At 73.7% G+C, this 13426-nt stretch carries 11 protein-coding genes and 1 tRNA gene; 8 read left to right on the top strand and 4 right to left on the bottom strand.

Annotated elements, in window-relative coordinates; all coding sequences use genetic code 11:
• Window positions 1–344 precede the first annotated feature (344 nt).
• From ispD to CRP51_RS22685, 6 genes are all read left to right on the top strand, one after another.
• Complete coding sequence (ispD, locus tag CRP51_RS22710; RefSeq protein ID WP_097233171.1) at window positions 345–1133, top strand: 2-C-methyl-D-erythritol 4-phosphate cytidylyltransferase; 789 nt, start codon at window positions 345–347, stop codon at window positions 1131–1133.
• Entirely contained in the window at window positions 1123–1635 is a 513-nt protein-coding gene (gene ispF / locus CRP51_RS22705; protein WP_097233170.1) for a 2-C-methyl-D-erythritol 2,4-cyclodiphosphate synthase, read from the top strand. Before ispD ends, ispF begins: the two co-directional genes overlap by 11 nt.
• Window positions 1636–1695: 60 nt before the next feature.
• The gene (gene cysS / locus CRP51_RS22700) at window positions 1696–3087 is read left to right on the top strand and encodes a cysteine--tRNA ligase (protein ID WP_097233169.1); all 1392 of its coding nucleotides are present in this window, start codon (window positions 1696–1698) and stop codon (window positions 3085–3087) included.
• A gap of 39 nt (window positions 3088–3126) precedes the next feature.
• Window positions 3127–4068, top strand: a complete 942-nt coding sequence (gene rlmB / locus CRP51_RS22695; RefSeq protein WP_097233168.1) for a 23S rRNA (guanosine(2251)-2'-O)-methyltransferase RlmB — start codon at window positions 3127–3129, stop codon at window positions 4066–4068.
• A 243-nt stretch (window positions 4069–4311) separates the two neighbouring features.
• Entirely contained in the window at window positions 4312–5958 is a 1647-nt protein-coding gene (locus CRP51_RS22690; RefSeq protein ID WP_245880750.1) for a DoxX family membrane protein, read from the top strand.
• A gap of 233 nt (window positions 5959–6191) precedes the next feature.
• Complete coding sequence (locus tag CRP51_RS22685) at window positions 6192–7022, top strand: DUF3626 domain-containing protein (RefSeq protein WP_097233230.1); 831 nt, start codon at window positions 6192–6194, stop codon at window positions 7020–7022.
• Window positions 7023–7029: 7 nt separating this feature from the next.
• Here CRP51_RS22685 and CRP51_RS22680 read toward each other — a convergent pair whose 3' ends face one another.
• The 3 genes from CRP51_RS22680 to CRP51_RS22670 form a co-directional block, all read right to left on the bottom strand.
• Entirely contained in the window at window positions 7030–7758 is a 729-nt protein-coding gene (locus tag CRP51_RS22680; protein WP_097233166.1) for a nucleotidyltransferase family protein, read from the bottom strand.
• A gap of 19 nt (window positions 7759–7777) precedes the next feature.
• The gene (locus tag CRP51_RS22675; protein ID WP_097233165.1) at window positions 7778–8179 is read right to left on the bottom strand and encodes a hypothetical protein; all 402 of its coding nucleotides are present in this window, start codon (window positions 8177–8179) and stop codon (window positions 7778–7780) included.
• A gap of 501 nt (window positions 8180–8680) precedes the next feature.
• Window positions 8681–9811 carry an ABC transporter ATP-binding protein gene (locus CRP51_RS22670; protein ID WP_097233164.1) on the bottom strand — a complete coding sequence of 377 codons (1131 nt, stop codon included), beginning with the start codon at window positions 9809–9811 and terminating at the stop codon, window positions 8681–8683.
• A 220-nt stretch (window positions 9812–10031) separates the two neighbouring features.
• On the opposite strand from CRP51_RS22670, the gene CRP51_RS22665 reads away from it, so the two are divergent.
• A tRNA-Thr gene (locus CRP51_RS22665) sits at window positions 10032–10105 on the top strand.
• 217 nt (window positions 10106–10322) lie between these two features.
• Here the strand turns inward: CRP51_RS22665 and CRP51_RS28955 are convergent.
• Entirely contained in the window at window positions 10323–10835 is a 513-nt protein-coding gene (locus CRP51_RS28955) for an Rv1352/Rv1906c domain-containing protein (RefSeq protein WP_097233163.1), read from the bottom strand.
• 377 nt (window positions 10836–11212) lie between these two features.
• Here CRP51_RS28955 and CRP51_RS22655 point away from each other — a divergent pair, with 377 nt between their 5' ends.
• Window positions 11213–13357: an alpha-galactosidase gene (locus CRP51_RS22655; RefSeq protein ID WP_097233162.1), complete on the top strand. Its 2145-nt coding sequence runs from the start codon at window positions 11213–11215 to the stop codon at window positions 13355–13357.
• Window positions 13358–13426: the final 69 nt, after the last annotated feature.

The following is a 13426-nucleotide window of genomic DNA, read 5'->3' as shown; positions in this document are numbered from 1 at the left end:
GCCGGCGTCATGAACGTATGACGACATCACGTGCCACAGCGCCCGCAGGTATGCCCCATACCGTCACGGGCGCTGTGGCACGTGCGGACCTGGGAGCATTCCCACGTGTCCGAAGAGCGAAGGCCGAAGACCGCCCGGCCCTCACGTGCCGCCGGCTCACGCCCTCGTACGGTCCCATCTCGTCGCCGGCTGTCGCGGTCGACCCTGCTGATCGGTGCCAGAAGTGTGCCGGGCTGGTGAAGCTTCGCTACGACCGGTTGTCACGGAAGGGACCAGTCGTGTGAGCCCGGCACGCTCAGGCCATACCCATTCCCGCCCTGAGAGCAAACCTGCACCGGTCATCAATGTCAGATGTCACCCCGTTCATCGAAGAGTTCACCGCGGAGCCGCCCCCCGAGGGGACGCCGCCCGCGCCCGCCGCGGCCGTGATCCCGGCGGCCGGGCTCGGCCTGCGGCTCGGCCCCGGGGCGCCCAAGGCGCTCCGCCCGCTCGGCGGCACGCCCATGTTGGTCCACGCGGTGCGCGCCATGGCCAGGGGCCGGACGATCGCGCTGGTCGTCGTGGTCGCCCCGGCCGAACAGGTCGCGCTGGTCCGCTCGTTGCTCGACGAGCACCCGCCGCCGCCCGGCGTCGAGCAGGCGGTGGTCGCCGGCGGCGCCACCCGCCAGGAGTCGGTGCGGCTGGGCCTCGCCGCGCTGCCCGAGTCCGTGGGGGTGGTGTTGGTGCATGACGCGGCGCGGCCGCTCGTCCCGGTGGAGACCGTGGACGCGGTCACCGCGGCGGTGCGCGCCGGCGCCCCCGCCGTGGTCCCCGCGCTGCCCGTGACCGACACGGTCAAGGCGATCGCCCACCCCGGCGCCCCCGGCGAGCCGGAGCCCGTGGTCGCCACCCCGGAACGCGCCCTGCTCCGTGCCGTGCAGACGCCCCAGGGCTTCGACCGCGCGACGCTGCTCGCCGCGCACGAGGCCGCCACCTCCGACCTGGCGACCGACGACGCCGGCCTCGTCGAACGGATGGGCGTGGAGGTCGTGCTGGTGCCGGGCCACGAGGAGGCGTTCAAGGTCACCAGGCCGCTGGACCTGCTGCTTGCCGAGGCCGTGCTGGCCCGGCGGAGGATCAACGATGGCTACTGAGCCGCACCTTCACGCGCTGCCCCTGCCCAGGACCGGGATCGGCACCGACGTGCACGCCTTCGAGGCCGGGCGCCCGCTGTGGTGCGCCGGGCTGCACTGGCCGGACGCCCGCTTCGGGCTGGCCGGGCACTCGGACGGGGACGTGGCCGCGCACGCCGCGTGCGACGCGCTGTTCTCCGCAGCGGGGCTCGGCGACCTCGGCGCGCACTTCGGCACGGACCGGCCCGAGTGGGCCGGCGCCTCGGGAACGGCGCTGCTGGGCGAGGCCGCCCGGATCGTCGGCGCCGCCGGTTTCACGATCGGCAACGTGGCGATCCAGGTGATCGGCGTCCGCCCGAAGATCGGCACCCGGCGCGCGGAGGCGCAGCGCGCGCTCTCCGAGGCGGCGGGCGCGCCGGTCTCCGTCTCCGGTACCACGACCGACGGTCTGGGGCTGACCGGCCGTGCCGAGGGGCTGGCCGCCGTGGCGACCGCGCTGGTGCTCCCGCCGCCCGCCGGCTGAGGCCCCTGGCCCCGCGCCCGGGGGGCGCGGGGCGGCCCGGCCGCCTACTACTCTTGAGGCGTGACCATTCGCCTGTATGACACCAGCAGCCGGCAGATCCGTGACTTCAGCCCGCTTCGGCCCGGCTGCGTCTCGATCTACCTCTGTGGCGCCACGGTGCAGGCACCCCCGCACATCGGTCACATCAGGTCGGGACTGAACTTCGACATCATGCGCCGGTGGTTCGCCTACCGGGGGTACGACGTCACCTTCGTCCGCAACGTCACCGACATCGACGACAAGATCATCGCGAAGAGCGCCGAGCAGGGCCGCCCCTGGTGGGCGATCGGCTACGAGAACGAGCGGGCCTTCGGTGCCGCCTACGACGTTCTCGGCTGCCTGCCGCCCGACTACGAGCCGCGGGCGACCGGCCATGTGCCGGAGATGATCGAGATGATGCGCGCGTTGATCGGCAGCGGTCACGCCTATCCGGCGGACGGCAACGTCTACTTCGACGTGCGGAGCTACCCCGGCTATCTCCAGCTCTCCAACCAGGAGTTGGACCAACTGCTCCAGCCGGCCGGCGAGGGCGAGACGGGCAAGCGCGACCCGCGCGACTTCGCGCTGTGGAAGGCGACCAGGCCGGGCGAGCCCAGCTGGGAGACCCCCTGGGGCCCCGGCCGCCCCGGCTGGCACCTGGAGTGCTCGGCCATGGTGCACAAGTACCTCGGCCCGGCGTTCGACATCCACGGCGGCGGGATCGACCTGGTCTTCCCGCACCACGAGAACGAGATCGCCCAGTCCAAGGCGTACGGCGACCCGTTCGCGAGCTACTGGGTGCACAACGCCTGGCTCACCATCGGCGGCGAGAAGATGAGCAAGTCGCTGGGGAACTCGGTGCTGGTCTCCGAGATGGTCAGGCGCTGGCGTCCCATCGTGCTCCGCTACTACCTGGGCACCCCGCACTACCGCTCCGCCATCGACTACAGCGAGGGAGCGCTGGCCGAGGCGGAGACCGCCTTCGCCAGGATCGAGGGCTTCCTCCAGCGCGGCACCGAGCAGGCGGGCGAGGTCCCGCCGGCCGGGGAGGTGCCCGAGGACTTCGCCGCCGCGATGGACGAGGACTTCGGCGTCCCCCAGGCCCTGGCCGCCGTGCACACCACCGTGCGCCAGGGCAACGCCGCCCTGGCCGAGGGCGACAAGGAGTCGCTGACCGCCCTGATCGCCCAGGTCAGGGCGATGCTCGGGGTGCTCGGCCTGGACCCGCTCGACCCGGCCTGGACCGGCGGCGGCACGCGGGGCGCCGAGCTGACCGGGGTGGTGGACACGCTGGTGGCGCTCGTCCTCGACCAGCGGCAGGCCGCGCGCGCCCGCAAGGACTACGGCACCGCCGACGCCATCAGGGACCAGCTGAAGTCGGCCGGACTGGTCATCGAGGACACCCCCAACGGCCCCCGCTGGGAGCTCGGCTGACCGCCGAGCCCCGACGCCCACACAGAACACGAGACTTCCATGCCAGGCAATCCCAACCGTCGCACCAGCAACAAGAAGGGCCCCCAGATCGGGAGCGGCGGACAGCGCCGCCGCGGTCTGCGGGGCAAGGGGCCCACGCCGCCCGCCGAGATGCGCACCGGCCACGCCAAGAAGCGCGCCGCCGAGGTCAAGGCGCGTCAGCAGGCGTCCCGCCAGGGCGCCAGGCGCGGCCAGAAGTCGGCGAACGAGCTGGTCGTTGGGCGCAACCCGGTGCTGGAGGCGCTGCGCGCCGGGGTGCCGGCGAACGCGCTGTACGTCCAGCAGTTCCTGGAGAGCGACGACCGGGTCACCGACGCGGTCAAGCTCGCCGTGGCCAGGCCGGACCTGCACCTCGTCGAGGCGCCCAAGCCCGAGCTGGACCGGCTCACCGCCGGCCTCAACCACCAGGGGCTCGCGCTCCAGGTCCCGCCGTACGACTACGCCCACCCGGACGACCTGCTGGGGGCTGCGGCCGACTCGGGCCGCGACCCGTTGATCATGGTGCTGGACGGGGTCACCGACCCGCGGAACCTGGGCGCCGTGGTCCGTTCGACGGCCGCCTTCGGCGGGCACGGGGTCGTGGTGCCCGAGCGCAGGGCGGCGGGGATGACGGCGTCCGCGTGGAAGACCTCGGCCGGGACGGCGGCGACCACTCCGGTGGCCAGGGCCACCAACCTCACGCGCGCGCTCCAGGCGTACCAGCGGGCGGGGGTCTTCGTGGTGGGCCTCGCGGCCGACGGCGAGGCCGAGTTGACGGACCTCGACGCGTTGGACGGTCCGGTGGCGATCGTCGTGGGCAGCGAGGGCAAGGGGCTCTCCCGACTGGTGGGGGAGACCTGCGACCTGCGTGTCCGCATTCCGATGCCCGGCGGCGCCGAGTCGCTGAACGCCGGTGTCGCGGCCGGCATCGCGCTCTACGCGGCGGCTGCCCGGCGCGCGTGAGCGGAGCCGCGCGCCGGGCGTGAGACGTCGCGCGACACGCCGCGTGAGGGGGCGCGCGTTGGGGAACGGGGACCGCCGAAGCAGCGGGCGGCGCACGTGAGATGACGTGCGCCGGCCCGCCAACCCGCGCGCCCGCGCGGCTTTGACGGGTCGCGGACAGACTTTGTCGTGGCGAGGCAGTGTCTTAACGCGGTGTCACTCGGTTAGATGAGTGTGGACACCAGAACACTCCGCGGCCGACCGATGGACGAGCCGGTGCTGAGCATGGTCAAGGTGCCATGCGACCCGGCGCAGGTCATCGTGAACCACGCCAGTTTCCGGGTGCGGCTGGCCACCCCGCCGCCGGTGAGCATCGTCGTGCCCGAAGCGGTCGGTGGTTCGGGGCCGGTGCCCGCGGGGGTGTCGCCGGCCAGGCGTCGGCCCCTGGTGTGGAGCGGGCAGAGCGCGCCGGGGGACCGCGCCGCCGGCTCGCTGCTCCAGGCGGTGCGCGAGGCGGGCGGACCAGGGGCCCCGGGTGAGGGCCTGGCCACCGAGGTGCTGCCCCGGGTCCCGGCCGGGGCCAGGCCCGTGCGGCGGACCGGCACCGTCGTCGCCCCCCGCGCCCCGCACCTCGGTGAGACCACCACGCCGCTGCCCCCGGTGCCGGACGTGCCGGCCGACGAGGGCGTTCCCGGCGGGCCCGTGGTCCCCGGGGGGCGTGTCCCACCGCGCGGCCGGAGGCCGCTGGAGCCGGACGAGACCGGCGAGTGGGACACCGGCGAGTGGGAGACCGGCGAGTTCGAGACCGTTCCGGAGGGCGAGCCGGCGCCGCGCGTCGCGCGGGGCCGCGGGCGCGGTCGGCGCGCCAGGGCGTTCCACAGCGATCGCCGGATGAGCCTGGGGCTGGTGCTGCTGCCGCTGCGGCTGCTGCTCGGCTTCATGGCGATCTACGCCGGGATGGGCAAGCTCACCGACCCGGTCTACTTCGACGGCGGCGACCGCGGTTCGCTCCGCACCTGGCTCGCCTCGATGGAGCCGTGGGCGGTGGCCGCCCCGCTGCACGACTGGGCGGTGGCGCATCCGGTGGGCGCCGGGCTGACCGTGGCGTTCTGCCAGATCGTGGTCGGCGTGCTCACCCTCTTCGGGCTGTGGCAGCGGGCCGCCGCGCTGCTCGGCGCCGCGCTCTCGCTGGCACTGCTGACGACGGTCAGCTGGCAGCACGGCCCGGCCTACGACACCCCCGAGATCGTTCTCTTCGCCGCCTGGACCCCCCTGGTCATCGCCGGCGCGCCCGTGCACTCCCTGGACGCGCGGCTCGCCGGCGAGGCGTGGCGCAGGCTCGGGCCGCGGGCGCCGCTGAGCGCGCTGCGCCGGCGGGTGCTGCGGCGCGGCGCGCTGCTGGCGTCGCTGCTGCTCGGGGTGGCGCTGCTGGTCGGTTCGCTGCTGGGCAGCGCGGTGCGTTCCGCGCAGTTCGCCACCGTGCCCGAGCCCGGCGAGCCGCCGCGCAACCACCTTCCCGGTGAGTCGCTCATCGACGAGGAGGAGGAGGCCCGCCTGGAGCGCGAGCGCGAGGCGGCGGCCGAGGCGGAGCGGCGCGAGGAGGCCGAGCGGGAGGCGGCCGACGCCGAGCGGGAGGCCGCCGAGGCGGAGGAGCGCGAGGAGAGCGCGCCCGGCGGCACCGCGCCGAGCGAGCCGGCGCCGGACGCGGGCTCCCGGGCGCCGGAGTCCGAGGCGCCGTCCGAGGCGCCGCAGGACTCGGCGCCGGCCGCGCCGCCGGCCAGCCCGGAGGACGGCACCGGCGATCCCGGCACGGGCGGCGGCGCGGAGGAGCCGGCGCCGGACCCCGGCGACGGCCAGGACGACGGGGGTGATCAGGGCAGCCCCGACCCCCTCGGCGGGCTGCTCGGTTAGGTGGGGTTCTAGGAGAGTGAGCCGAATAGCGGCTGCCGCCGCGGCTGGTCACGGGCGTGGCCGGGGTGGCTTGCCGGCCGTCAGCCCGCTGGGTGGTTGCTCGCGGGGTTCCCGTGCCCCCGTTCCGCCGTGCCCCGTTCCGCCGGTGGGCGGTTGCCGTGCGGTCGCCGGAAAAGCGGTCGGCGGGCGGGGAGTTCCCCGGGCAGACTGGGGCCGTGTCCGAGGACTCCGCCATGCGGCGGGCGCTGCGCCACGTCGCCGGGCTGGCCGTCGGCGGTCCGCTCGATCCGGCGCTGCCGCTGACGCTCAACTTCCACCCCGACCGGCTCGCCGGGGGGCTGCCGATCCTGCGCCGGATGGCCGAGGACGGCGTCTATCTCTCCCAGTTCGCCACCGGGACCAGCAACGGCGGACTCACCGCCCGTCCCGGCGGGGACCGTTGGCGTTGGGAGAGTCGCATCTTCGGCGCCGCCTACGACTCCGCCCCCGCCCGGGTACGTCCGGTCTACGGCGCGTTGAACCACCGTCTCCGCGCGGTGGGCGCCGCGCCGCGCTTCGGGTCGGCGCACTTTCGGCTGGTGCCCGAGGTGTTGGCGCGCAGCACCTTCTGCTATCCGGACAGCTCGGCCGGGCCGACCGCGTTCGGCGTGGCGGCCCGCTGCGACCTGGTGGCGCGGGCGTCGGCCGACGCGCTCGCTGGGCACGCCTCGGCGCTCGACGGATATGTCGAGGCGCATGTTCACGGTCCGGTCGAGTGGGGGCGCGATGTCGCCGCGCTGGTGCTCGACCCGAGCCACCGGGGAACGCCGGTGGCCGAGGCCGCCGCCGCGCTGCGCTGCCCGGTGGAGTGGCATCCGGGGTTCCGGCTGGCGCTCGAAGTGCTGGAGGAGAACGCGGAGTTCCGCGGGCCGGCGGCGGTGGCGCTCGGCCGGCGGCTGGCGGAGGACGGGATGCTCGACCCGCGGATGATCGGCGACGCCGCGCGCTCGGGGGCCCACGACGCACAGGAGTTGAAGTGGCTCTGGCACTGCCTCGTCCACTTCGGCTCCCCCGCGGGGCCGTAGGGAGCGGTCAGCCGCCGAGCTCCCTGGCCGCCTCGGTCAGGTCCTTCGCGGTGTCGATGGCCCGCCAGTAGGCGCCCTGGGAGAGCGGGAAGCCGGCCAGCCGGCGTGACCTGGCCAGGCGGGGGAAGGTGTGACGCTCGTGGTCGCCCCGGTCGGGCAGCAGCGCGGTGAACTCGGCGGCGAAGACGTAGACGCCGGCGTTGATCAGATACGGCGAGGGCGGGGCCTCGATGAAGTCCAGCACATGGCCGAACTCGTCGGTCTCCACCGCGCCCCAGGGGATGCGGGGGCGGGCCAGCGCCAGGGTGGCCAACGCGTCGCGCTCGTCGTGGAACTCGGCCATCTCGCGTAGCGAGAAGCGCGTCCAGATGTCGCCGTTGGTGGCGAACCAGGGCTCGTCGGGGCGGGGGAGCGCGGCGGCGGCGTACTTGAGGCCGCCGCCGCGCCCCAACGGCTCCTGCTCGACGACCGTCTTGACCCGCAGCGGCAGCTCGTTCGACGCGAGCCAGCTCTGGAGCACCTCGGCCAGATGTCCGCAGGAGATCACCGCGTCCGTCACGCCCTCGGAGGCCAGCCAGCGCAGCTGGTGCCCGATGATCGGCTCGCCGGTGCCGGGGATCTCCACCATCGGCTTGGGCCGGTCGTCGGTGTAGGGGCGGAGCCGGGAGCCCTGCCCGCCGGCCAGGACCACGGCCTGGCTGGGGTGTGTGACGGCGTCGGATGCGGCGTTGCTCATGGCCGCAGCCTATGCGGGGTCAGTCGACCTGAGCCACGCCGGCCGCGAAGGAGGTGTCACAGACGGGACGGGAGAAGCGCTGGGCGCGCTGCGCGCTGCCGTACTTCTCGACGGCGGCCTGGCCGAGAGCCTGGGCGATCTCGGCGCAGTGCGGGGCGAGGGAGGGGTCCTCGTCGACCGCGGTCTGCAGGCCGGTGAGCGCCACCGACGGGTCCTGCTGCCGCAGCGTCGTCAACAGGCTGTCGCGCAGCAGGTCCTGCGGCGCGTGCGCCTCCTGCTCGGCGGCGGCCGTGAGCATCTGCACCTCGGAGGGAGGGGAGGCCCAGGGCACGCGCGTGACGGCGAGTGTGCCGGAGAGCACCAGCACGGCTGGCAGGGCGACGGCGAGACTTCTGCCGATGTGGCGGAGTGCCTGGTTCACGGTGTCTTCCTCGCGCTTCCTCGCGAAACGGTGACGCGAAACGGTGGGTGGGAGGCGTGCGTTGGTGGCGCGGCGCGGGGGCACCCGGCCACGGGGCCAAGCCGGGCCCCGAGTAGGGGCCTTGTGGATGGCACGAGCCGAATCGTAGCGAGGTGTGGTGGGTTGATGGCATTCCGTCACCCGCACGAGTGACGCCGTGCGGGAATTTCTCCGAGGGGCGTTGACGCGGGCGTTGACCTCCGTGGGTTCTTGTCGCCCGCTGCGCGGGGGAGCGACGCCCGAGGAGCGCCGAGGGCACGGCGATACCGAGGGGCGTGCCGCCGAAGGGCACGTGGAAACGCCGAGGGGCGGGTGGAGACGCCGAAGGGCGCGTGGAAACGCCGAGGGGCGGGTGGGAACGCCGAGGGGCGGGTGGGTACGCCGGAAGAGCACGTGGGAACGCCGAAGGGCCGCGCCCCACCCGCTCTGGGTGGGAACGCGGCCCCGGTGGCGCGCTTCGGGTCAGTCGCTGAGGCGCTCGCCCGAGCCGGCGGCGAAGACGTGGGTCTCGCCGGGCTTGGGCTCGATGTTCAGCTTGCTGCCCTTCTCCGGGACGTGGCGGCTGTCGACGCGGATGACCAGGTCCTTGACCTCGCCGTTGAACTCGGCGGTGCCGAAGACGTAGGCGTCGGCGCCCGTCTCCTCGACGACGTTGACCGTGACGGCGAGGCCCGCGCTGGCGCCCTCGTCGGCCTTGGCCAGGGCGCTCTCGGACTCGCCGTCGACCACGCGGAAGTGCTCGGGACGGCAGCCGACGACCACGTTGCTGTCGCCCTTGTTCTGGGCCTCGGTGAGCGTGGCGCGCTCGATCGGGACGACGCTGTTGCCGAACTTCACGCCGCCGTCGGTGATCGGGACCTCGACCAGGTTCATGGCCGGGGAGCCGATGAAGCCGGCGACGAAGAGGTTGGCGGGCTTGTCGTACATGTTGCGCGGGCTGTCGACCTGCTGGAGCAGACCGTCCTTGAGCACCGCGACCCGGTCGCCCATCGTCATGGCCTCGACCTGGTCGTGGGTGACGTAGACGGTGGTGACGCCCAGGCGGCGCTGGAGGCCGGCGATCTGGGTACGGGTCTGGACACGGAGCTTGGCGTCCAGGTTGGAGAGCGGCTCGTCCATGAGGAAGACCTGCGGCTCACGGACGATGGCGCGGCCCATCGCGACACGCTGGCGCTGACCACCGGAGAGCGCCTTCGGCTTGCGGTCCAGGTACTCGGTGAGGTCGAGGATCTTGGCGGCCTCCTCGACCTTCGCCCGGATGTCCGTCTTGTTGACGCCGGCGATCTTGAGCGCGAAGCCCATGTTCTGGGCGACGGTCATGTGCGGGTACAGCGCGTAGTTCTGGAACACCATCGCGATGTCCCGGTCCTTCGGGGGAAGGTGGGTGACATCCCGGTCACCGATGTGGATCGAGCCGCCGTTCACGTCCTCCAGGCCGGCGAGCATCCGCAGGGAGGTGGACTTCCCACAGCCGGAGGGGCCGACGAGAACCAGGAACTCGCCGTCCTCGATCTGGATGTCGAGCTGGTCGACGGCGGGGGTGTCGGCGCCCGGGTAGACCCGGGTGGCCTTGTCATAGGTGACCGTAGCCATGTCGTGTTGTCTCCTTCTACCGGCAGGAACGTGCCGGACGATCCGAGTAGGAAGGTGTAACGACCATGTGAATGGACGCACGGTGAACCTAACTCGAAAGCAATATAAAAGTCAGTACCTACCGGCAAAAAATTCCTCGTCCCTCCCACCGGCCGACACCCGTCACCTGCGGGCGTGTAGGCTGGTCCGGCCTTGAGGGCGCCAGGACGCACGGGCACTCGCCGCCTTAGCTCAGTTGGCCAGAGCAGCTGTCTTGTAAACAGCAGGTCGTCGGTTCGAATCCGACAGGCGGCTCACGCCGTCCCTCTCCGGCCTTCTTCGCGGTCCGCGGTTCTCCGGCTCGGCCGCGGCGACCAGGGCGCGCCACTCGTTCGACCACGCGTACCCCCTGCTTCGGCGTGCTCTGACGCGGAGGGGGCGGTTTCTCCGGTGCTGACCGGTTTCCGCTGTTCCGGGCGCCCGCCCGAGTGTCCGCCCAGCCTCTTCGGCGTGGAGACTGGGCGGACGCCGTCTAGGCGAGGTTCCACTCGCAGCCGCCGGAGGCCTCCAGGTACTCACCGTCGTTGATGGTCACGCGGCCGGGGCCCTGGAGGTTCTCGTTGGCGATGATCGCCTCGAACTCGCCGCTGGAATCGCTGTTGCGGGACCAGTAGCACATTGGCCACACGTCGTCCGGGTCCGGGCCGTCGGTGGTGTACTCGCCTGGCGCGATGTCCTCGCCCGCGAGGTGGACGCCGTCGGAGAATGCCTCGGCCGGCCCTTGCGGCTCCGGCTCGGGCTCCGGTTCGGGTTCGGCTTCCGGTTCCGGTTCCGCGTCGTCGGCGGGAGCGGGGTCCGCCGCCCGCTGCTCGGCGAGGGCCTCCTCACCCGCCGACACGGACAGGGACGGCTCCGCGCTGGCGTCGGTGTCCTCCTCGGTGTCGCCCGCCGCGCCGATGCCGACCCCGACCAGGAGGCAGACGATGCCGACCGCCCCGTGGGTGAGGAGCGTCTTGCGCTGGCTGCGGGGTGGGGCGGGGGGCATGGGGTGAGCGCCGGGAACCCCGGCGTGCGGTGGCGTATCGCCGGGGCCCCTTCCCTGCGGCCAGCCGGGTTGATCGGTCATGGTTCCCCCTCCGGGTCGTGCGAGCGGTGTTGTGGGGGGTGCGCTGATGATGTCGTCCGGTGGGGCCGGGGGGTCGCGGTATCGGCGCACCGTGATGTTTTTGTGACCGAGCGTCAGTGGCTGACGGGGGGTGCGGAGGCGGCTTCCGCGACTCCTGGAGCCGGTGCCGTCCCGGTGCCCGCCGGGCGGGGGCGAGAGGGCGAAGCCTGTGGCGCGGGCGCCCTGTTGACCGGCCGGGGCGGGCGAACATAGAAATAACCGCGCACGTCTCAACATGAGCGAACAAGGGATCGCCGATGCACGATGGGTCGTACCTCAACTTCCGCGCGGCCGGCACCGCGCTGGTGCTCGACTGCACCGGGGACGGCCTGCCCCGGGTCGTGCACTGGGGCGCCGACCTGGGCGAGCTGACCGGGGAGACCATGGCGGCCATGGCCCGCGCCGCGGTCCCGCAGGTCGCCTGGAACAACGTGGACGTCGTGGTGCCGCTGGCCCTCCTCCCCGAGCACTCGGCCGGCTGGCAGGGCACACCGGGGCTCACCGGGCACCGCGCCGGCACCGACTTCTCCACGGCCTTCGCCGTCACCTCCCGGCGCGTCGAGGGCCGTGCGCTGACGGTGGTCGCCGAGGACCCGGTCGCCGCTCTCGAACTGCGGCTGGAGATCGAGCTGACCGACAGCGGCCTGGTGCGCCAGCGGGCCGGGCTCACCAGCCTCGCCGGGGAGGACGCCGCCCCGTTCACCCTGGACGGGCTGCTGCTGGCCCTCCCGCTGCCGGAACGCGCCACGGAACTCCTCGACATGACCGGCCGCCACCTGCGCGAACGCACCCCGCAGCGGCACGCGTTCACCCTTGGCACCCATCTGCGGGACGGTCGCAAGGGCCGCACCGGGACGGACGCGGTGACCGTGCATCTCGCGGGCGAGGCGGGCTTCGGCTTCCGCACCGGTGAGGTCTGGGGGCTGCACGTCGGCTGGAGCGGCAACCACCGTTCCCTCGCCGAGCGCACCCACACCGGCGTCTCCCTGCTGGCCGGCGGCGAGCTGCCGCTGCCCGGCGAGATCATCCTCGGTCCGGGGGAGAGCTACACCTCTCCGTGGGTCTTCGGCAGCTACGGGCGGCACGGCCTCGACGAGCTGGCCGGCCGCTTCCACGGGTATCTGCGCGCCAGGCCGCACCACCCGTCCGGTCCGCGCCCGGTCACCCTCAACGTCTGGGAGGCCGTCTACTTCCGCCACGAGCTGCCCAAGCTCAAGGAGCTGGCGGACGCCGCCGCCGAGGTCGGCGCCGAGCGCTTCGTGCTGGACGACGGCTGGTTCCGGGGCCGGCGGAACGACCGGGCCGGGCTCGGCGACTGGTACGTGGACGAGACCGTGTGGCCCGAGGGGCTGCATCCGTTGGCCGAGTACGTCCGGGGCCTGGGGTTGGAGTTCGGCCTGTGGGTCGAGCCGGAGATGGTCAGCCCCGACTCCGACCTGGCCCGCGCCCACCCCGAGTGGATCATGGCGACCGGCGGCCGGCTGCCCCCGGAGTCCCGGAACCAGCAGGTGCTGGACCTCGGCAACCCGGAGGCGTACGCCTATCTGCTGGAACGGCTGGACGCGCTGGTCGGCGAGTACGCGCTGACCTATCTGAAGTGGGACCACAACCGGGACCTGGTGGAGGCCGGCCATGGCCCCACCGGCCGGGCGGGGGTGCACGCGCAGACCCGCGCGGTCTACCGGCTCCTGGACGAACTGCGCCGACGCCACCCGGAGTTGGAGATCGAGTCCTGCTCCTCCGGCGGCGGCCGGGTCGACCTCGGCATCCTGGAGCGCACCGACCGGGTGTGGACCAGCGACTGCATCGACGCCCTGGAGCGGCAGCGCATCCAGCGCTGGACCGGCGTGCTGCTGCCCCCCGAGCTGATGGGGGCGCACGTCGGCGCGCCGACGGCGCACACCACGGGACGCACCCACGGCCTGGAGTTCCGCGCCGGCACCGCGCTCTTCGGCCACTTCGGGATCGAGTGGGACCTGACCAGCGCCTCGCCCGAGGACCGGGCCGCGCTCGCCGAGTGGATCGCCCTCCACAAGCGGCTCCGGCCGCTGCTGCACACCGGCCGCGTGGTGCGCGAGGACCACGCGGACCCGGCGCTGTGGGTGCACGGCGTGGTCGCGGAGGACGGCGGGCACGCGGTCTTCGCGCTCGCACAGGTCGCCACCGGCGTGCGGGTCCCGTCCGGGAACGTGCGGCTGCCGGGCCTGGTGCCCGACGCGCTGTACCGCGTCGCGCCGCTGCCGCCGGCCGACCGGTCGCGCGGGCCTGCGCTGACCCCGCTGGCCTGGTGGGGCGAGGGCGTCACGCTGCCCGGCCGGGTGCTCGCCGAGGCCGGCGTGCGCGCGCCGATCCAGCACCCGGAGCGGCTGGTGCTGCTGGAGGCGCACCGCGTGGAGGGGTGAACGGAGGCGGCCGGTGCGGGACGCGCGCCCCTCGTGCGCGTCCCGCACCCCCCCGCTCCGCGCCCCCGC

It is taken from the genome of Streptomyces zhaozhouensis (assembly GCF_900230195.1).
GTDB lineage: Bacteria > Actinomycetota > Actinomycetes > Streptomycetales > Streptomycetaceae > Streptomyces > Streptomyces zhaozhouensis.
The sequence above is the reverse complement of the archived record's forward strand: the minus strand, read 5'-3'. Positions and strand labels throughout refer to the sequence as shown.